Genomic DNA, 20114 nt, shown 5'->3' with positions numbered 1-20114 from the left:
TCGGCTGTGCGGTGCCGGCATGGCACGATACTCGGTGTCCTCCGCCGCCGGGTGGTCGGGACACGACACTGATGGAGTCGGGATGACAGGACTGGCCGGCGCACCGGTGCCGGGGCTGACCCCACTGTGGACGCACGACCCGGTCACCGCCGGCCCCTACCGGCTGGTCGGTCGTCTCGGCGCGGGCGGGCAGGGCGTGGTCTACCTCGGCGAGGACGACCAGGGGCACCGCGTCGCGGTCAAGATGATCAACATCGACCTGCGCGACCCCCGGGCCCGGTCGCAGTTCACGAAGGAGATCGCGGCAGCACGCCGGGTCGCGCCGTTCTGCACGGCGCAGGTGCTCTTCGCCGAGGTGGACGGCGAACCGCCCTACGTGGTCAGCGAGTTCATCGAGGGACCGACCCTGCACCGGCACGTCCGCGAACACGGGACGGTCAATGGCAACGCGCTGCACCGGCTCGCCGTCGGCACAGCCACCGCGCTCGCCGCGATCCACCGCTCCGACGTCGTGCACTGCGACCTGAAGCCGGACAACGTGGTGCTCGGCCGGGACGGCCCCCGGGTGATCGACTTTGGCATCGCCCGCGCGCTCGGGGTCACCGAGACGGTGACCAGCCGGGTGATGGGGACGACCGCGTACATGGCCCCGGAGCGGTTCCGCAACGACGCGGTCGCCCCGCCCTGCGACGTCTTCGCCTGGGCCGCCACGATCGCCTTTGCCGCGAGTGGCCGGCCGCCGTTCGGCAACGACTCGCTCTTCGCGGTCATGCACCGGGTCCTGAACGACCCGCCCGACCTGCCGCCGCTCCCGCCGGGCCTGGAGGAGCTGATCCGGGAGTGTCTGGCCAAGGAGCCAGCGGACCGGCCGGCGGCCGAGCAGGTGCTGATCCGGCTGCTCGGGCAGGACGTCCGGGTCAGCGGTCGGGTCCGCCAGGAGAACCTGCTCCAGATGGGTAACGACACCGCCGGCGCGCCGACGACGAACGAGCCGCTGCCCACGTCGGCGACGCCACAAGCCGAGCCGACACGTGTGGCGCCGAGGCAGGCCCGACCGACGCCGCCGGACCAACCTCCGCCATCGACGTCGGATGCACCCGCCGCGTCGTCCCGCCCGGTCGAGGGCTGGGGGCGGCGGCTGCGCCGTGAGTCCGTCGAGCCCTGGGGTGTGTCGACTGCGATCGTCCTCGGCTCGGGGGGCGCGGCCGCCGGCTACGTCGCGTCGAGCACGGTGGGCGTGGCCGCAGCGATGGGGACGGCCACCTTCGTCGTGGTCTACCTGGTCCGGCTGCTGGTCGCGACGGCTCTCGGCGGCGGCGCCTCCGACCGTCTCTGACGGCCGGGTCCGGAGCCGTCCCGGTTGGCGCTGGAGCGATAGGTTGACTGCTATCCGTCAACCCGTCGAGGAGGACATTTCCGATGGCCACAGCCCCGCCGCAGACACGGCAGTGGTTGCCGTACACCGCCGCCGTCACCATCGGGTTGCTGGTCATCGCCGGGGCGTTCGTGCTGGTCCGGCAACGGGACGCGGGCACCGACCGGCCCCGCGCCGACTGCACCACCAAACTCGAGGTCAACTCCTCGACGGAAAAGGCGGCGCTGCTGGTCGAGTTGGCCGAGCGGTACAACAGCAGTGACCGGTCGCTCGACGGCGGCGGCTGCGCCCAGGTGCACGTGAGTGCCCTGAACTCGGGCAAGGCCGCGGAGGCGCTGGGCGCCGGCTGGAGCGGCGTCCGCCTGCCCGAGCCGCAGGTCTGGTTGCCGACGTCGAGCCTGTGGACCGGTCAGCTCCGGTTGTTCGACCAGGCCGCCGGGCGAGCGCCGCAGACGCCGGACCGGTATCCGTCGATCGCCAACAGTCCCCTCGTGATCGCGATGCGACAGCCGAAGGGCGAACTGGTACGCCAGCGCGGAGCGCTGGGCTGGGGGGACATCCTCGGCCTCTCCGGGCGGGAGGGGTGGGCCGGTTTCGGTAAGCCGGAGTGGGGCCGCTTCACCTTCGGCAAGGACAACCCGAACCTCTCCACGTCGGGGCTGGCGGCGACCATCGCCACCTACTACGCCGCCGCCCAGCGGTCCAGCGACCTGACCCGGTCGGACCTGGTGGACCCGAAGGTGACCCAGTTCGTCCGGCGAATCGAGGCCAACGTGTCGCACTACAGCGACGACGTGGTGGACCTGCTGCGGGACCTCGCCGAGGCCGACCTGGCCGGCGGGGACGGGAGCACGGACGACATGAGCGCGATCGTCATGCAGGAGGAACTGGTCCACCTCTACAACGAGGGGAGACTGAGCCCGACGCACGACGGTCAGGAGCGGGGCCAGCGGCCGAACGTCCCGCTGATCGCCGTCCACCCGAAGGAGGGCACCTTCAACCTGGACCACCCGTTCGTGGTGCTCCCCTCCGCCGACGAACGGCAACGCGTGGCGGCAGCCGACTTCCTGGCCTTCCTGACCGAGGACGCCCAGCAGCGGAGCTTCGCCCGGCTCGGCTTCCGGGACCACGAACGCCGGGCCCCGGCGGAACTGCTCGCCAGCGTCGGCACCGAGCCCACCGGCGGGCTGACCTACTTCGAGCCGCCGGACCCGGCCGTGGTGAACGCGATGTTGGACGGCTGGAGCACGCTGCGCAAGAAGGCCAACATCCTGATCGCGCTGGACACCTCCGGATCGATGGAGGCGGCAGTCGGCGACCGTACCCGTTTCCAGGTCGCCTCGGCGGCGGCGGCCAAGGGACTCGCGCTGCTCAACTCGGAGGACCGGGTGGGGCTCTGGTCGTTCTCCTCGGAGACGTCGAAGCGGCCCGACGGCCCGTACCGGGAGGAGGTCCGGCTCGATGACTTCGACCAGCAGCGGATCACTCGCCGGATCGGTGGCCTGCACGTCGAGGGGGGCACCGCGCTGTACGCGACGGTCCGGGCCGCCCACGGGCACCTGCTCGACCGGTACGACCCGGAACGGATCAACGCGGTCGTGGTGCTGACCGACGGCAAGAACGAGTACGGTCGGGACAACGACCTGGCCCGGTTGCTCGCCGATGTCGCCCTGGATCCGCGGCGCCCGGTCAAGGTCTTCTGCATCGCCTTCGACCGGGAGTCGGACTTCGCCACGCTGGACCGGATCGCCAAGGCGTCGTCGGGCAAGGCGTTCGACGCCACCGACCCTGCCAAGATCGACGAGGCATTCGTGAAGCTGGTCAGCAGCTTCTGAACTACTCCAGAGCGTCCTGACGCCGACACGCCGCCCGCCCGCAGGGCCGGGCGGCGTGTCGGCTGGTCGTCAATCAGCTTCGGCGGCACCGGCGCCTGCGCACCTGCGACAAGCGCGTCACCGAGCTGCTCGACGCCCACCCGGACGTCGTCATCGGTCAGGAGACCGGCCTGATGCGTCCCCAGTGCCACCAGGGTACGGAGAAGCCGATCTGGTCGGCCCAGCCGAAGAACTTCTCGCTACGCGGGTAGTACGTGCCGTACCAGAACAGCGGCACCCACTCGGTGTCCCTGGCCCACACCGCCTGCAGGTGCCGGTAGTGCTCGCGGCGCTCGTTCCTCGTCGCGGCGGTCCGCGCGGCGGCGTAGGCGCCGTCCACGTCGGCATTGCGGTGCAGGCCCATGTTGTTCCGCCCGCCGGAGGAGTACTTGGTCGCCGTGATCTCCGGATCCGGCGCCATCGACCCGCCGACGATGATCAGGTCGAAGTCGTGTTGCTTGCGTACCTGGCGGGACCAGTCCACCGACGACAGGCCGGCGAAGGTCACCTCGAACCCGACCTCGCCCAACTGGCGCGCAACCAGCTCGGCCAGTGGTTTGTGGCCGTGGAACATGTCCATGTAGAACATCGACAGCCGGGCACGCACTCCCGACCGGTCCGCGGTGACACCGGCATCGTCGAGCAGGGCGCGTGCCCGTTCCGGGTCATGACCGGGCGCCTTGGCGTCCTGGTTGAAGGCCCACGAGGATCCGAGCAGGTAGTGGTCCCATGCCTGGGAGACCCCCGGATCGCCCAGGTCGGCGATCTCGTCCCGGTTCACCGCGTACGCGATCGCCTCACGCACCCGCCGGTCCTGCCACAACTCGCGGCCGTGGTTGAAGTCCAGCAGCGCCATGCCCGGACCCTCCCGCTTGAGGATCTCGACTCCCGGCACCCCTTCCACCAGGCCCAACCGGTCGCGGGTGAGGGTGTCCTGGGGAACGATGTGGGCCTCGCCGCGGGCGACCATCCGGACGCACTCGTCCCGGTCCGGCACGATCTTCAGGATCAGCCGGTCGATCTGCGGTCGCGGGCCCCAGTGGTTCTTCACCGCCTCCATGATGATGTGCTCGCCGGGGACCCATTCCGCGAGGCGGAACGGGCCGGAGCCGACCGGCTTCAGGTTGTGCGGGTTCGTCGCCCAGTCCGTTCCCTCGTACAGGTGCCGGGGCAGGATGTGCGCGAAGATGAAGTTGCCGAGCAGGACGAGGAACCCGGCGTTCGGGGTGTGCAGGTGGTAGTCGACGGTGTGGTCGTTGACCGCGACGATGGTCTCCACATCCGTCAGGAACATCGCGCCCTGATAGCCCATCTCCTTGGCGTGCAGATGGGTGTAGACGACGTCGTGCGCGGTCAGCGGCGTGCCGTCCTGCCAGCGGGCCGCCTGGTTGAGGTGGAAGCGCCACCGGCGCGACCCGTCCAACTGCTCCCAGTGCGTGGCCAGGTCGGGAAACGGGTTGGTCTCGTACCATTCGTTCAGCACGACCCGGTTGTAGATGTTGTTGCAGGCCAGATAGCCAGCGCTACCCGTCACGTTCCGGTACACATCGTTGAACTCCACCGCATCATGCGGCGTCGCCACCACGAAATCGACAGACATAGGCACGTCTCTCCGTTTCTGTGCAGTTCGACAAGTAGCTGGCCATTCGGCGGTCGCTAGCGAAGGTCGCCATGCGGGCAGGGCGGCAGTCCGTCGGATTCCGTCGGCCACCGGCGCTGCAGCATTCGGGGCTTGGCTCGTTCGATCCGCGGGTCGGGCACCGGCACGGCCGCGAGGAGTTCCCGGGTGTACGGGTGCCTCGGCTCGCCGATCACCTGCTCGGTCGCGCCCAGCTCGACCATCTGCCCGCCATACATCACGCCGACCCGCTGGGAAATCTCCGCGACGACGGCGAGGTCGTGCGCCACGAAGAGGTAGGAGACCTCCCGCTCCCGCTGCAACTCCTTGAGCAGATCCAGGATCGCCGCCTGGACCGAAACGTCGAGTGCGGACACGGGCTCGTCCAGCACGATCAGCTTCGGATTCAGGGCCAACGCGCGGGCGATCGCGATGCGTTGACGCTGACCACCGGAGAACTCGTGCGGAAACTTCCGCAGGCTGGTCGCCGGCAGCCGCACCTGATCGAGGAGGGCCAGCGCATTCCGGCTGGTCGTCGGCAGGCCGTGGATCTGCGCCGGCTCGGCGAGAATGTCCGCCACCGTCATCCGCGGATCCAACGACGTGTACGGGTCCTGGAAGACGACCGACAGCTCCCGCTGCAACGCGCGGGCGCTCGCGCCCTTGAGCTGGGAGACATCCTCGCCGAGGAACAGCACCCGGCCCGCGGTCGGCCGCTGTAGTCCGAGGATGGTTCGTAGCAGCGTGGTCTTACCCGAACCCGACTCGCCGACGATGCCGACGGTCTCCGCCGGGCCGACCGAGAACGAAACCGAGCAGAGGGCGTGGACGATGGACTGTCCGCGCCGGCGGGCAGCGCGCGGCGCGCCGAAGTGCTTCACCAGCTCCATGACCCGCAGCAGCTCGGCGGTATCGCCGGGGCGCGTCTGCGCACTCATTTCCCCTCCACCGCCTTGCCTGTGAGCCGTGGGGCCAACGACAGCAACTTCCGCGTGTAGTCCGATCGGGGGTCGTCGAATATGTCGAAGACATCCCGTTCTTCGACGATCTCGCCCTGGTACATGACGGCGACGCGATCGGCGATACCGGCGACGAGGGCCAGGTCGTGGGTGATGAAGAGCATGGCCGCGCCGGTACGCTCCCGAGCCACCGCGAGGGTGGCCATCACCTGGGCCTGCACCGTGACGTCCAGGGCGGTGGTGGGTTCGTCGGCGATGATGAGATCCGGGTCGTGCACCATCGCCAGGGCGATGGCGATCCGCTGGCGCATACCGCCAGAGAGCTGATGGGGATGCTGGTCGAGGCGGGCCTCCGCGTCCTTGATGGCCACGCTCTCCATGAGTTCGACCGCCCGCCGCCGGGCTTCGTCGCGGCTGACGGCGCCGGCCAGCTTCATCGAGTCCTCGAACTGGGCGCCGATGGTGAGCACCGGGTTGAGGGTGGTGGACGGATCTTGCAGGATCATCGCGATCCTCCGCCCCCGGTACGTCCGCCACTGCTCGAAGCTCAGGCCGGTGAGTTCGGCGCCGTCGAAGACGACCGACCCGGTGCCCGTCGCGTTGCTGGGAAGCAGCCCCACCAGCGACAGTCCGGTCAGTGACTTTCCTGACCCCGACTCGCCGACGAGGGCGACCACCTCGCCCGGCCGGATCTCCAGGCTGATCGAGTCCACCGCCACCTGCGCACCGAACCGCACGGAGAGGTCGGTCACCTTCAGCAGTGCCTCCCCCGCCCCTGCCACCTCCCGCACGGGCGGCTCCCTGCGGCGGCGACGGCTGGCGGTTGAGCGCGGTTTCGCCAGTGGGTTGGTCGGTGAGGACTTCGGGTTGAAGGCGTCCCGCAGCCCCTCTCCGACGTAGTTGACCGCCAGCACGATGGTGATGATCAGGAAGCCCGGGAAGTAGAACAGCCACGGCCGGGTCAGCACCGCCGATTGCGCGTTCGCCACCAGTAGGCCCAGCGAGGTGTCCGGTGGCTGCACCCCGAACCCGAGGAAGGACAGGCTGCTCTCGGCGAGAATCGCCACGCCGAACATCAGCGTGCCGGCTACCACGATGTGGTCCGAGACGTTGGGCACCAGGTGCCGGAACATGATCCGGGCCGGGCTCGCCCCCATCACCCGCGCCGCATCCACGAAGGCCTGCTCGCGCAGACTCAGCACCACGCCGCGGACCAGGCGGGCGACCGAGGTCCACATGAGCGCCCCGAGAACCAGCGCGAGGCCGAGCCAGGAGACTCCCCGGCCGGCGACCAGCGAGCCCAGGAACGCGGCGAGGGCGAGGGTGGGCAGCGTGAGCACGAGATCGACGGCGCGCATCACGGTGGCGTCGACGAGGCTGCCGAAGTACCCGGCCGTCACGCCCAGGACCACGCCGATGATGCAGGCGACGATGGTGACCGAGAAGGCGATCAGGAGCGACTGCTGCATGCCGCGGAGCACCAGCGCGAACAGGTCACGGCCCAGGGTGTCCGTACCCATCGGGTGTTGCGGTGACGGTGCCTGCGACAGTTCGGACGTGATGTCGGTGTAGTTGTACGGCCAGAGCGGCGGGACGATGACGGCCGCGAGGATGACGACGACGAGTACGCCCAGGGCGACCATGCCCACCCTGTGCCGGAGAAACCGGCGGGCGGTGACGGCCAGCCTCGACGTCCCGGGTTCACGCCCCGTCGCGCCGGGTTCGATCGCCAGATCTTTGGTCAGCTCAGGACTTGGCATAACGCACCCGCGGATCCACGAGGCCGTACAGGATGTCGGCGAGAAGGTTGAAGACGACCACGGCGGTCGCGGCGATGAGCAACCACGCGAGTACGGCGTTCGTGTCGCGCAGCGCGATCGACTCGAGCAGGAACCCGCCCATGCCGCGCCACTGGAAGACCGTCTCGGTGATCACCGCACCGGAGAAGACGACCGGAAGGTCCAGCGCGACGATGGTCACGATCGGGATGAGCGCGGGGCGGACCACGTACGACCTGACGATGCGCCGGCGGGACAGCCCCTTGAGTACGGCGAACCGGACGTGGTCCCCGGCCAGTCCTTCGGCCACCGCCGCGCGTTGGTAGCGGCTCCAGGTCGCGAAGTGCACCAGGGCCAGCACGATCGTCGGCAGGACCAGGTGCCCGGCGATGTCCCCGGCCAGGGGCAGTAGGCCCTCTGGTCGGGGCACCGACGCCTCCCCCACCGTGTAGAAGATCTGGTAGCCGGTCAGGTCGTTCAGCCCGATCCCCCACTGCTTCAACAACACTGCCAGCCAGAACGACGGCAGCGCGAGAAGCACGAACGCGGCCGGGGTCATCAGCAGGTCCGGCCAGCGACGCTGGTGAAGCGCGGATACCGTGCCGGCGATCAGGGAAAGCACGAGCGCCAGCACGATGGCCAGCAGGACCAGGCGCAGGGTGACCCCGACCCGGGTGCCCAGCTCGGCCCCGATGTCGCGGGTGGCGATCGTCGACGGACCGAAGTCGCCGGTGAGCACCCCGCCGAGCCAGGTGAGATAGCGCAGCGGTAGCGGTCGGTTCAGGCCCAACCGCGCTTCCTCGGCGGCGATCACCGACTCCGGGACCGGCGGTTGCCGGTCCCGGAGCTCGGCCAGCGGATCTCCCGAGACCGAGATCACTGTGAAGATCACGATGGAAGCGAGCAGCAAGACCAGGATGGCGCTTGCCAGCCGTCGAAGGATCAACCGAATCATGTCTCCGCGCCTCCTCTCCTCGGGAAGATCTGTCTGTGGTTACCGCGGGTTCAGACCGCGCGGATGCGGCCCCAGTGCCACCAGGGCACGGAGTAGCCGAGTTGGTCGGACCAGCCGTAGAACTTGCTGCTGCGGGCGAAGTACGTGCCGTACCAGAACAGCGGCACCCACTCGGTGTCCCTGGCCCAGACTTCCTGCAGGCGCCGGTAGTGCGCGCCGCGTTCGGCCAGGCTGCCCGCAGTGCGTGCGGCGAGGTAGGCGGCATCGACGTCAGGGTTGTGGTGCTGGGCCATGTTGCCCTGGCCGCCGCTGGTGTACTTCGGGGCGGTGATCTCCGGGTCGGGCGCCATCGATCCGCCGACGATGATCAGGTCGAAGTCGTGGGCGCCGGTGACCCGGCGCGCCCAGTCCACGGACGAGAGTCCCTCGAAGGTGACGTCGAAGCCGATCGCGCCCAGCTGACGGGTGATCATCTCCGCCAGTGGTTTGTGCCCGTGGAAGCTGTCCATGTAGAACATCGAGAGCCGGGCCCGTACGCCGGAGGCGTCGGCCGTCACGCCGGCCTCGTCGAGCAACGCGCGCGCCCGTTCCACGTCATGGCCCGGCGCCTTGGCATCCGGGTTGAACGCCCACTCCACCGAACCCAGCAGGTAGTGGTCCCACGCCTGCGAAACTCCCGGGTCACCGAGTTCGGCGATCTCCTTCCGGTCGACGGCGAGGGCGACCGCCTCCCGGACGCGCTGGTCCTGCCAGAGCTGCCGGCCGTGGTTGAAGTCCAGCAGCGCCATTCCCGGCCCCGGATCACGCAGCAGCTCGATGTCCGCCGTGGCGCCGTCGAGCAGGTGCAGCCGGTCCTTGGTCAGGGTGTCCTGGGGGAAGAAGTGAGCCTCACCGCGGGCCACCATCCGGACGCACTCGTCCCGGTCCGGGACGATCTTCAGGATCAGTCGGTCGATCTCCGGCTGCGGCCCCCAGTGGTTCTTCACCGCCTCCATCACGACGTGCTCGCCCGGTATCCATTCCGCCAGCCGGAACGGGCCGGAGCCGACCGGCTTCAGGTTGTGCGGGTTCGTCGCCCAGTCCGTTCCCTCGTACAGGTGCCGGGGCAGGATGTGGGTGAAGATGAAGTTCCCCAGCAGGACGAGGAATCCGGCGTTGGGGGTGTGCAGGTGGTAGTCGACGGTGTGGTCGTCAACCGCGACGATCGTCTCCACGTCCTTCAGGAACCGGCCGCCGGTGTATCCCATCTTCATCGCGTGCAGGTGGGTGTAGACGACGTCGTGCGCGGTCAGCGGGGTGCCGTCCTGCCAGCGTGCCGCCTGGTTGAGATGGAAGCGCCACCGGCGCGACCCGTCCAACTGCTCCCAGTGCGTGGCCAGGTCCGGGAACGGGTTGATCTCGAACCACTCGTTGAGAACCACCCGGTTGTAGATGTTGTTGCAGGCGATGTATCCGGCACTCGCGGTGGTGTTGCGGTAGACGTCGTTGAATTCCACCGCGTCATGCGGGGTGGCCACCACAAAGTCGATCGTCATCTAAATCCTTTCTCGAATGATTGCGCGACTACTTGCGCAGACCCCACTGCTCGACATTCATGGTGGTTCCGTACTTGCTGGGGTTGATGAAGATGTTGGCGAACTTGTTCGGGTGGACGGCCATCTGCGGGCTGGCGAACAGCGGCAGCACCACACCGTCGGACATCAGGGTCCGGTCGAGTTCGTTCATCAGCTCGACCTGCTTGCGCGGATCGAGTTCGGTGGCGGCCGCCGCCAGGATCCGGTCCGCCTCGGCGGATGAATAGCCGAACGAGCGGGCCGCGCCGGTGCCGTACCACTGCTGCAGGGACAGCGCACCCAGGTCGAGCGCCGTTCCGGTGGCCATGAGGTCGAAGCTGCCCGTACGCAGCGCCGGCGAGTAGCGCGAGCCGTCGGCCGCGTCGATGGCCACGGTGATGCCCAGTTGCTTGAGTTGGGACTGGGTGATCTGCGCGAGCTCCATGCGGAGCACGTCGGTGGACAGGGTCAACATCTTCAGATCGCGCAGGGGCTTCCCGTCGGGGAGGATCAGCCTGCCGTCGGTCACGCGATATCCCGCCTTCTGCAGGATGTCGAGCGCGGCCTTGCTGTCGCCCTTGCCGATGTTGAGCTCGTCGATGTTCTCGCGGTAGGCGTCGATGCCACCCACCTTCTGCCCGGGGACGTACGTGCTGCTCTTCATGGTCACCAGGTCCGGCGCGTACTGGCCGACCGTGCGCTTACGCATGTCGTCGAGGTCGAGCGCGGTGGCGATCGCCTTGCGCAGGGCCGCGTCGCTCATCACGTCGCCGGTGGTCTTCATGCCGAGGTGGAAGTAGGTGAGCGTCGAACCGACCTGAACGGTCATGCCGTTCATGGCCTTCACCTGGTTGACGGTGTCGAGAGTCGGGTTCTGGTAGACCAGATCGATCTCACCGTTCTGCAGCGCCGTGATCTGCGCGCCCTGGCCCGAGATGTAGCGCGTCGTGATGGTGTCCAGGTTCGCCGGATCCCCGTACCACTTGGGGTTCTTGACCATGGTCATCGAGACGCCGTCCTGGTAGTCCTTGATCAGGTACGGCCCGCCCGAGAACTTCGGCACGTTCTTGCCGAAGCCTTCGTTGAAGGAGGTCGCCAGGTCCCCGTAGGTCTCGGCCACGTGCGCCGGCAGGATGTAGTTGAACAGGGCCTGCCACATCGCGAACGGTTTCGCGTAGGTCATCGTCACCGTCTTGCCGTCGCTGCTGGTCTCGACAGAGGTGATCAGCGAGTAGCCCTCGGTGAACGCGGCCTTGCACCCGGCGCACTTCTTCGGGTCCTGCACCGCCTGGGTGTACGCGAAGTCCTTGCCGGTGATCGGGGTCCCGTCCGACCAGACGGCCTTCTGCTGGATCTTGTACTCGACCTTCATCGGGCTGGTGCCAACCACCTCGGCGGACTCCAGGAGCGCCTTGTTGAGCACCACGCTGGTGTCGGGGTTGGTCAGGAACGGATGCGGATAGAAGGGCCACTGCTGCTGGCGCTGGCCGGTGGTGTCGCCGGCGGCGGACAGGGGGTTCCAGTCCACCGGAGCGCTGGTGGCGGCCAAGGTCAACGTCCCGCCGGCCGTAACCTCGCTCGCGGCGGTCGGCGTCTGGGACTTGTCATCGTCGATCTTCGTGCAACCTGCGGGCCCGACCAGCGCGGCGAGCGCGACAGCGACCACGAGGCGTCGAGAGGCTTTCACGGGCACACGTCCTCTGGTTCAAGTGATGGGGGTACGCGACGTCGTGTGGCTGGTGTTCGACTCCGGGGGGCGGTTGCCAGGGTGGCTGGACTCCGCGGCCAGGACCCTCAAAGTTCGAGGTCAACGCCGTAGAAGCTAAGTTCGGCTTATGTTCTGGTCAACATTACAATGTCTATGGACATATCCTGACCGCCTCCTCGACCGCCTCCTCGAGGGCCGGCCCCGCACCCGCGGGCCGGCGCCCCCCGTGCCTCACACCTGGCGGCTACAGTCACCACCCGGCACGCCTACCCCGCCGACCGCGGCGCTTGATGGTCGACGGCGTTGACCCTCGGGCGCGTTTCGCTATTCGGAGGACACCAACCGTGACACCACCAGCGCCGCTGGACAGCCAGGAATGCATGCGACTCATCCAGTCGCGGCTCACATTGCGCACGACCAATGCGTTGGCCCGGGCGATCCTCGACCTGATCGCGTCCGGCGACCTGCCGGCCCAATCGCAACTGCCCACCGTGCGGGATCTGGCGGCCAAACTGGGGATGAGCCGGTCATCGGTAGCGCAGGCCTGGAAGACGCTCAGTTCCCGGTACGTCATCGAGACCCGGCGCCGCGGCGGCACTTTCGTCCTCGGGCCGCCGCAGCCGCCACGGGCCAGGCGATTCGACAGCATGGTGCGCACCTCGTCGACGATGCCCATCGATCTGGGAAATCTGCGACGGGATGATCTGCCCCCTCCGGACCTGGCACCCGCGCTCGCCTACGCGCTGAGCAACCGGGCGTTGCACAACACCTTCGCCGACCCGGTCGCCCCCGAGTTGGCGGAGGCGGTCCAGCCATTCTGGCCGTTCGAGACCACCCATTTTCTCGCCACCCACGGGATCATCGACGCCATCGAACTGGCGCTTGCCGCCGTGGTCCGCCCAGGCGATCGGGTCATCATCGAGTCACCCACCCAGGCACGGGTGCTCGACATCCTGGATTCCATCGGTGCCACCACGATCCCCATCGACTACCGACCGGGCGGCCCAGATCTTGATCAACTACGGGTTGCGCTGATCAGCAAACCAACCGCGATGATCTACCAGCCCAGCGGAAACGCGCCGTCCGGACTGACAGTCAGCGAAGAGTGGATCGACGGGGCGGCATCCCTGCTCCAGAACGAAGCATTTCCCATCTTCGAACTTTCGCAGACCGCCCTCATGCGGTCAGCACAGCGGTCTCTGGCGACCCGCCTTCCGAGCCGTGTCGTGCACATGCAGGCCTACAACTTCTTCTTCGGCGCCGACCTGCGCGTCGCCGTCGTAGGCGGCTCGCCGGAGTACATCGACATGATGTGGCTGCGACTCACCTACTCGTCACGCTGGGTCAGCCGCGTCCTGCAACTCGCGCTGGCGTTCCAATTGACGGACGCGGACGCGATACGCCACACGAACGAATTCATCGCGGAGTGCAAGCGAAGGCACTCCGAATTCAGCCAGGCCCTCACCAGACGCGGATTCGACCTCGAACCGACCGAAGGACCCCACATCTGGCTGCCAGTTCCCGACGAGCATTCGGTCTGCACCCGACTCAGTCGGCACGGCATCGTCGTTCATCCCGGCAGCTTCTTCCATGCCCACCCGGCCGCACAGCATCATGTGCACATCAACGGCACCGCACTGGTCCACGGCATCGACGAAATGGCCCAAACGATAGCCCAAGCCTGCCGGATGCCCACCAAGGCAAACGAAGACTCCCCCGTTCCCGCCAGACCCGACCCGAGTCGAGACCAGGCCTCAACTCCCTGGGTGGCCGCTCGAACACGGCGATGAGATACCCGCTGCGCTGCGCGAACGCAGGCAGCGCCAGGGTGCCCGCCGCAGTCCTGCCACGCACCCCGATCGTGGCCAGGATCAGCGGTGTCACCTCGGCAGAAGCTGGCTGACGAAGCCGTCGACGGCCTGCCGCATCTGGGAGAGGCCCGGTTCCTCGATCGGCAGGTGCCCGGCTTCGCCCAACAGCACAAGTTGCGTGCGCGCAGTGATACGTCCGAAGAAGGGCAGGCTCAGTTCCGGTGGGGTCCAGCGGTCGGCTGCCGGGTGGGCCATCAGCACGGGGCAGGCGGTGAACTGCTCTGGCTCCACCGGTGGCGCTGAGGACAGGAAGGTGCGGAGGAACGTCAGCGAGACGCGATTGCCGCCGCCGGCGGGATCTGCTGCGACCAGCGCCGTCAACGCGGAATCGTTGCTCATCGCGCCCATGTTCGCCACCCAGCGCATGGGGATGTGAAGCCGGCCCAGCCAGCGCAGGTGGTGCAACATCGGCAGCGCTGTCCTTCCCATGATCGGCAGGCGGGTCATCCGCATCCGGACCGCGACGTCGCGCGGGTCGAGCAGGCAGGTCACGATCAGGCCGGCGACGTTCCCGAGGGCGGCGACCGAGTAGGCCAACATCCCACCCATACTCGCCCCGAGCAGGAACACCGGTCGTCCGTCGCGCGCCTTCTCGGCCACGACGAGGTCGGCCACGCAGTCGATCCACTCCTGGTAGCCGACCGGTCGCTTGCCGATCCTGCTCAGCCCGTAGCCGATCAGGTCCGGCGCCACCACCTCCATCGGTGTGGTGCGGGTCAGCAGGCGCGCGTAGGGCGCGAGCATGCGTCCGTAACCGCCCGCGCCGTGCAGCAGGATGAGCTTGGCCGGCGCGTCGGGCGCTGCCAGCCGGTCCAGGTGCACGTCCGTGCCGCGCCACCTCCACCACTGCTCCGTCGGGGCATTGGCTGCGGTGACGCGCAACTGTGCGGGATAGAACCGCTGGTAGGCGCGCCAGTGCATGACGTGTTGATAGGTGTCCGGCGCGACCACCATCGGTCCCTCCCTGCTGACCTCATTCGGCTTCGCCACGCCCACCGCCTCGCAGTAGGCGAGTCTCCGCAGCTCCCGGCTATGGTATGAGGAATTCCTCGCTTTCTGGTACTCGCATTCGGGAGTTCGGTTGCCTTCTCGGCCGTCACCGCATCAGCCCAGGAAAACGCCCCAGCAGCAACGCTCCCGGCAGACCCGCCAGCGCATCCTCGACGCCGCGGCTCGCGTTTTCGCCGACTACGGGCACGCCGCGGGCACCACCGACCGCATCGCCGAGGCCGCAAGGCTCTCCGTCGGCTCGGTGTACCAGTACTTTCCGAACAAGGACTCGATCCTGCTCACCCTCGCACTCGCACACATCGACGAGAGCGCCGCGACCGTGCGAGCGGCCCTCGCCGTCACCGCCACCCCTCCGACGCTGATGCACTGGCTGCCGGCGACCGTCGCCGCGTACGCCGACCTGCACACACGCGACCCACGCCTGCACAAGGTGCTGTTCGAGGAGTCCCCGCGCCCGCCCGAGCTGCTGGCCCGATTCCACCAGGCCGAACGCGACGCCGCCGACACCGTCGAGCAACTCCTGCGCCGGGACCCCTCCCTCGACCTCCCCGAACCAGCACGCAACGCCCGCATCGTGGTAGCGGTCATCGAGTCCCTGGTCCACCGGTACGTCAGCCAACAACCAGGCGACATCGACACCCGACAGCTGACCGACGAGATCGTCGACCTCCTGGTCGCCTACCTGCACGCCGCGCAGCATGCCCGTCGGCGTTAGCCCGTCGGCGGTGGATCGCCCGACCAGCGTCACCCCCGCCACCGGCCCCGACCACCGGGCTGGCGGCGGATGGGCACGGTGTAGTGTTGACCAGCGCAGACGTCCTCGACAGGCTCGGCAACCCGCCGACCACGACGGTGACGGCAGGTGCGGCTGCCGATGCCGGCCGGGAAGATTGTCACCGTGCGACTCGACCTGAACTGACCGCGCGAGCCTCCCCGGGCGCCCGCCCGACACCTGCCAGGCTGTGCCGGGGTAGAGGTTTCACCGGCACGAAAAATGGAGAAGGTGGAAGTCGCACCTGCGCCCGAGGGGGGATCACTCGTGTCCGACACCAGCATCGACCGGTCCGACCGCCAGGCCGACCGTCCTGACGAGGTGACCGATCCACTGCTGTGGAAGCTCGCCCTGGACGTGGCCGACGCCCACGAACCGGACGGGAACGGCGGCTGCCGCAACCTGCTCTGCGCGGGCCAGGCGTGGCCCTGCCCGGCCTGGAACAACGCCCAGCACGCGCTGCGCGTGGCCCGGGCCGACTCCGCCACGCAGCCGTCGTCGCCCGGCGTCCCGAGGCAACCGGACCGTACCGACCGGCCGGCCGCAGCCGGGTCGGCGCGCCGCCCCCGGCCGGCCGCGTCAGCCGCGTAGGGCGCCAACCTCGGGCCGAGCCGGACGTACGCGCCCGGTCGGTGCCGACCGTCTTCGCCGCCGCACCCGCCTGCCGGGTGCGGCGTTCGTCGTGGCCGGCGTGCTGCCGGGACTCAGGCCGGCCCGGCCGGCCCGGTGATCCGGGCGGCCAGCTTCTTCGGGGCGAGCAGGCAGTAGCTCTCGGTGAGCAACTCGCCGACCTCGGCCCAGTCGACGCCGTCGTCGAGCACCATGCCCAGCACGTCGGCGCCCCAGTCCGGCTTGAAGAACGGGTGACCGCCGGCCACCAGCGCGTGGACCTCGTCGAGGGGCGAGCGGAACGTCAGCACGCAGGTTGGCTCGTCGGTCGCAACGGCCCGGGCGTACGCCATCTGGTGGTCGGGGTCGACGGTGAGCACGTGGGCGAAGGTGCGCTTGCGGATCCGCCAGCGCACCCCCACCCAGGCCGGCTCCTCGTAGCTCTCCGGCAGCTCGCGACAGATCGGCCGCAGCCGGTCGAGGAACTCCGACGGCACGTCTCCGGGGGCGGTCATGCCCGCACCGTAACCGCGCCCACCGACACTTCTGCCGCCCTCGCCGGCCGTCGGTTCGCTGCGCTGCCAGCAGCGGACGGCGGCCGCGCGGCCGGTCAGGCGACGGCGGCGTCGGCCTCGTCGAGCCAGCGCCGGTACCAGCGGGCGAAGCCCAGCGGCGTGCCGTCGGCGTCGCGCAGCGGCCGGAAGCCGGAGCCGTCAGCGGTGTCGTCGGCCCACATCTGGCCGCGTGCCGGGCCGCTGACCACCAGCGCCTCGCGCATCGCGCAGCCGAGATGGCACAGGTAGAGCAGCCCGATCGAGTGCTCGGGGGCGTAGACCAACGTGTCGTGCCGTTCCCAGTAGGCGTCCTCGGCCTCGTTGAATGCCTCGACGGTGTCGTAGTCCTCCTCGTCGGGAGGCTCGGGCAGCCCGTCGGCCGGGTTGAAGGGCTCGGTGTGCGGGAACGGCTGGTGCAGCGTGTCCCGATCGGTGAGGTCGGCTCCGTCGCCCTCCCACGCCCAGCGGCCGTCCACCCTGCGCAGCGGGAACAGCCCGTAGGTCGGACCGGCGCCGCCCCGGCCGGCGGCGAGCAGGAACGAGCGGTACTCCTCGGGCAGCTCGACCCGCAGCTGCCCGACCAGCTCGGCCATCTCCTCGGCGCGCAGCGGCGGCTCCAGCGTCCACCGGTGCGCGTGGGCACCGAAGACCTTGTCACCGCCGGGGTGGGCGGCCAGCCGGGCGAGCCGCCCGCATACGTCTGACCAGTCGGTGTGCGTCACGGCCGGGACCCTATCGGCGGGCACCGACAACGACGGGGCGGCCGGCCCCCGGTGCGGGAGCCGGCCGCCGGTCAGCGCCGGGTGTCACCGGGGCGTCGGGACCGCCTCGCGGGCGAGGATCACCGCGCCGAGCAGCGCGGCGTCGTCGGCGAACCGGGACAGCACCACCTCCGGCGGGTACGGCAGGACGGCGGCGAGCCGCTCCCCCAGCAGACCCCGGATCAGTTCGTTGCCGGCCACCCCGCCGACCAGCACCACCCGCTGCGGGTCGAGCAGCAGGCAGCAGGTGACCAGGTGTCGGGCCAGCTCGTCCACCCGGGCGGTCAGCGCGTCCCGGGCCGGGCCGGGACGCTCGGCGGCGGCGGCCAGCGCGGGCGCGCCGCCCGGCAGCCCGAGCGAGTCCGCGAGCCCGTCCAGCGCCCGGCCGGAGAAGTCCAGCTCCAGCATGGTGCCCGGCCACGGGCCGCCGGCCACGGCGTAGCCGATCTCACCGGCCGCCCCGTGGTGACCGGCCAGCACCGCCCCGCGGACCGTGGCCGCCGCCGCGACGCCCGTGCCGAGGCCGACCACCAGGCCGGGGTCGGCGTCGCGCAGCGCGCCGATCCGCAGCTCGGCCAGGGCGGCGGCGTTCAGGTCGTTGTCGACCGCCACCGCCGGCACCGCCAGCCGGTCCCGGACCGCGTCGGCGAGCCGCAGCCGGTCCCAGCCGGGCACGTTCGGGGCCAGGTCGATCCCGTCCGGCCGCACCACGCCGGGCGAGGCGATGCCGGCCGCGACGACCGGCGAGCCGACCTCCCCCACCAGCTTCGCGGCCAGCTCCAGCGCCCGGTCGAGGGCCTGCGGGGCGCCCCGTTCGGCGTACGTCGGGACCCGCTCGCGGGCCAGCAGCCGCCCCTGCCCGTCGGCCACCCCGACCGCCATCTTGGTGCCGCCGAAGTCGATGCCGAGCAGCACGCCGGCGTCGCCGGCCGCCTCGGCGGCCTCGGCGGCCCGACCGGCCAACCGCACGCTCACCGTCCCGTCCCCGTGGTCACGACCCCCGCGCCGGCGCTCATCGGCCCGCCCGCTCGGCGGCGACCGCGTCCAGCGCCTTGTCGGCGGCGGCCAGGCGGTCCCGGACGGCGGCCAGCCGGCCGACGACGGCGTCGAAGGTGCCACGCAGCACCGCCACCTGGGCCCGGACGGCGTCCGCGCCGGGGCCGTCGACCTGGGCGCGGTCGAGCACCAGCTCGGGGCGTACGGCGGCAGCGATCAGGTCGGCGACGGCGGCGTCGGCCAGCCCGTCGGCGATCCCCTCGGCCGCCGCGCGGACGGTCTGCGCGGTCCAGGTGTCCGGAGCGCCGCCGCGCACCAGCCGGCCGACCACGGAATGGGCGGCCCGGAACGGCACCCCGTGTCGGGTCAGCGCGTCCGCCGCGGCGGTGGTGGTGGCGCCGGAGGCGACGATCTCCTCCCGCGACGGCGGCTCGAGCGGCTCGATCTCGGCGAGGAAGCCGCCGAGCAGGGCGAAGAACCGGTCGGTGCGGTCGTTGCTCTCCCAGAGCCGGACCTGCACGTCGGTGGTGGCGTTGTTGGAGTCCTCCCACCAGGCTGCGCCGACGTTGTTGAGCACGGAGGCGGCGTCGGCGGCGGTGGCGCCGGCCATCGAGACGAGGTGTTCCAGCACCACCGGGTTGCGCTTCTGCGGCATGATGCTGCTGCCCTGGGTGAAGTCGCCGGGGGTGGTCACCCAGCGCCAGCTCAGCCAGTCCATCAGGGTGCGGGCCAGCCGGGCGCCGGTCGCGAGGGCCTGGGCGTTGAGGGTGCCGACCCGGACGAGGTGGTCCGCGCCGGCCACCGCCTCGTAGGAGTTGGTGACCAGGCCGCCGAAGCCGAGCAGCTCGGCCACGCGGGCCGGGGCGATGTCCAGGTCGGTGCCGGCGAACGCGCAGGAGCCCAGCGGCGAGGTGTTGAGGGTCTCGATCACGTCGGCGTACGCGACGGCCTCGCCGGCGAGGGCCTCGGCGTAGCCGGCGAGGGCGTGCCCGATGGTGGTGGGCTGGGCCGGCCGGCGGTGGGTGTAGCCGGTGATGACCACGTCGGCGTACCGGTGCGCCGAGTCCAGGGCGGTCGCGCCGGCGGCCAGGACCCGGTCGAGGACCCCGAGCAACTGGTCGCGCAGCAGCATCCGGAACACCCCGGCGTCGAGGTCGTTGCGGCTGCGGGCCATCTGCACGTCCAGCTCGGACGTGGAGATGCCGCACGCCTGCGCCAGCCGCTTCTCCATCAGGTAGTAGGTGTCCTCGAACGTGCCGTCGAACTCCGGCGCACCGGCGGTGTCGGCGCGCAGTTCGGCCAGCCCGCGCAGCAGCCGGGCGCCCCGCTCGGCGGGGATGAGCCCCTGCTCGGTCAGCATCACCACGTGCGCCTGGCTGGCCCGCACCATGGCCGGGAACAGGTACCCGACGTGGTGGTCGTAGGTCGGCCGGAGGTGGTGCCGCTGGTAGGTGGTCAGCGCGGGTGTGTTCATCAGAGTTGCGGCGTGGAAACCCGGCCGTTCAGGGCCGGGAGGAAACGCCGCTGCCTCCCCTCAACAATCGTGTAACACAATGGACTGATAGCCTGTGAAATGTGGGCGGGGTGGTGAAGCGGGCGTACAAGTACCGCTTCTATCCCACCGATGAGCAGGCCGAACAACTCAACCGCACCTTCGGGTGCGTACGCTTGGTCTACAACAAAGCCCTCGAGATGCGGACCCGCGCATACGCCACCCAAC

Annotated in this window: 17 protein-coding genes; 6 read left to right on the top strand and 11 right to left on the bottom strand. The window is 69.8% G+C overall.

What is annotated here, in order from left to right; genetic code table 11:
* The first annotated feature begins 82 nt into the window (after positions 1–82).
* Both ABT006_RS31710 and ABT006_RS31705 read left to right on the top strand, forming a co-directional pair.
* Positions 83–1336 carry a serine/threonine-protein kinase gene (locus ABT006_RS31710; RefSeq protein ID WP_350712156.1) on the top strand — a complete coding sequence of 418 codons (1254 nt, stop codon included), beginning with the start codon at positions 83–85 and terminating at the stop codon, positions 1334–1336.
* Between the two features lie 83 nt (positions 1337–1419).
* Positions 1420–3210, top strand: a complete 1791-nt coding sequence (locus ABT006_RS31705; protein ID WP_350712155.1) for a vWA domain-containing protein — start codon at positions 1420–1422, stop codon at positions 3208–3210.
* A gap of 157 nt (positions 3211–3367) precedes the next feature.
* Here the strand turns inward: ABT006_RS31705 and ABT006_RS31700 are convergent, their stop codons facing one another.
* The 6 genes from ABT006_RS31700 to ABT006_RS31675 are packed head-to-tail and all read right to left on the bottom strand — an operon-like array spanning position 3368 to position 11799.
* Positions 3368–4849 (bottom strand): ABC transporter substrate-binding protein, encoded by a 1482-nt coding sequence (locus ABT006_RS31700; protein ID WP_350712154.1) that lies wholly within the window; start codon positions 4847–4849, stop codon positions 3368–3370.
* 56 nt (positions 4850–4905) lie between these two features.
* Positions 4906–5805, bottom strand: a complete 900-nt coding sequence (locus ABT006_RS31695) for an ATP-binding cassette domain-containing protein (protein ID WP_350712153.1) — start codon at positions 5803–5805, stop codon at positions 4906–4908.
* Positions 5802–7586: a dipeptide/oligopeptide/nickel ABC transporter permease/ATP-binding protein gene (locus ABT006_RS31690; protein ID WP_350712152.1), complete on the bottom strand. Its 1785-nt coding sequence runs from the start codon at positions 7584–7586 to the stop codon at positions 5802–5804. The genes ABT006_RS31695 and ABT006_RS31690 overlap by 4 nt, the downstream gene beginning before the upstream one ends.
* Entirely contained in the window at positions 7573–8559 is a 987-nt protein-coding gene (locus ABT006_RS31685; RefSeq protein WP_350712151.1) for an ABC transporter permease, read from the bottom strand. Before ABT006_RS31685 ends, ABT006_RS31690 begins: the two co-directional genes overlap by 14 nt.
* 50 nt (positions 8560–8609) lie before the next feature.
* Entirely contained in the window at positions 8610–10094 is a 1485-nt protein-coding gene (locus tag ABT006_RS31680) for an ABC transporter substrate-binding protein (protein ID WP_350712150.1), read from the bottom strand.
* 28 nt (positions 10095–10122) lie between these two features.
* Positions 10123–11799, bottom strand: coding sequence for an ABC transporter family substrate-binding protein (locus ABT006_RS31675; protein WP_350712149.1), 1677 nt, complete (start codon positions 11797–11799; stop codon positions 10123–10125).
* 311 nt (positions 11800–12110) lie between these two features.
* On the opposite strand from ABT006_RS31675, the gene ABT006_RS31670 reads away from it, so the two are divergent.
* The gene (locus tag ABT006_RS31670) at positions 12111–13610 is read left to right on the top strand and encodes an aminotransferase class I/II-fold pyridoxal phosphate-dependent enzyme (protein ID WP_350712148.1); all 1500 of its coding nucleotides are present in this window, start codon (positions 12111–12113) and stop codon (positions 13608–13610) included.
* Between the two features lie 90 nt (positions 13611–13700).
* Here ABT006_RS31670 and ABT006_RS31665 read toward each other — a convergent pair whose 3' ends face one another.
* Positions 13701–14645 (bottom strand): alpha/beta hydrolase, encoded by a 945-nt coding sequence (locus tag ABT006_RS31665; RefSeq protein WP_350712147.1) that lies wholly within the window; start codon positions 14643–14645, stop codon positions 13701–13703.
* A 127-nt stretch (positions 14646–14772) separates the two neighbouring features.
* On the opposite strand from ABT006_RS31665, the gene ABT006_RS31660 reads away from it, so the two are divergent.
* Together ABT006_RS31660 and ABT006_RS31655 are read left to right on the top strand one after the other, a co-directional pair.
* Positions 14773–15417: a TetR/AcrR family transcriptional regulator gene (locus tag ABT006_RS31660; RefSeq protein WP_350712146.1), complete on the top strand. Its 645-nt coding sequence runs from the start codon at positions 14773–14775 to the stop codon at positions 15415–15417.
* Between the two features lie 324 nt (positions 15418–15741).
* Positions 15742–16065, top strand: a complete 324-nt coding sequence (locus ABT006_RS31655; RefSeq protein ID WP_350712145.1) for a hypothetical protein — start codon at positions 15742–15744, stop codon at positions 16063–16065.
* Positions 16066–16178: 113 nt separating this feature from the next.
* Here ABT006_RS31655 and ABT006_RS31650 read toward each other — a convergent pair whose 3' ends face one another.
* From ABT006_RS31650 to ABT006_RS31635, 4 genes are all read right to left on the bottom strand, one after another.
* A complete protein-coding gene (locus ABT006_RS31650; RefSeq protein WP_350712144.1) occupies positions 16179–16598 on the bottom strand; it encodes an MmcQ/YjbR family DNA-binding protein in 420 nt (139 codons plus the stop codon).
* A 95-nt stretch (positions 16599–16693) separates the two neighbouring features.
* Positions 16694–17359: an SMI1/KNR4 family protein gene (locus ABT006_RS31645; RefSeq protein ID WP_350712143.1), complete on the bottom strand. Its 666-nt coding sequence runs from the start codon at positions 17357–17359 to the stop codon at positions 16694–16696.
* Between the two features lie 84 nt (positions 17360–17443).
* Positions 17444–18373, bottom strand: a complete 930-nt coding sequence (locus ABT006_RS31640; protein ID WP_350712142.1) for an ROK family protein — start codon at positions 18371–18373, stop codon at positions 17444–17446.
* 37 nt (positions 18374–18410) lie between these two features.
* Positions 18411–19868 carry an argininosuccinate lyase gene (locus ABT006_RS31635; protein WP_350712141.1) on the bottom strand — a complete coding sequence of 486 codons (1458 nt, stop codon included), beginning with the start codon at positions 19866–19868 and terminating at the stop codon, positions 18411–18413.
* Between the two features lie 101 nt (positions 19869–19969).
* On the opposite strand from ABT006_RS31635, the gene ABT006_RS31630 reads away from it, so the two are divergent.
* Positions 19970–20114, top strand: a 145-nt coding sequence (locus ABT006_RS31630) for a helix-turn-helix domain-containing protein (protein WP_350712184.1), incomplete at its 3' end; no start/stop codon positions are given.

The organism is Micromonospora sp. NPDC002717 (assembly GCF_040295705.1).
Taxonomy (GTDB): domain Bacteria; phylum Actinomycetota; class Actinomycetes; order Mycobacteriales; family Micromonosporaceae; genus Micromonospora.
Note: the sequence above shows the minus strand (reverse complement) of the source record. Positions and strands in the feature narration are given on the sequence as shown.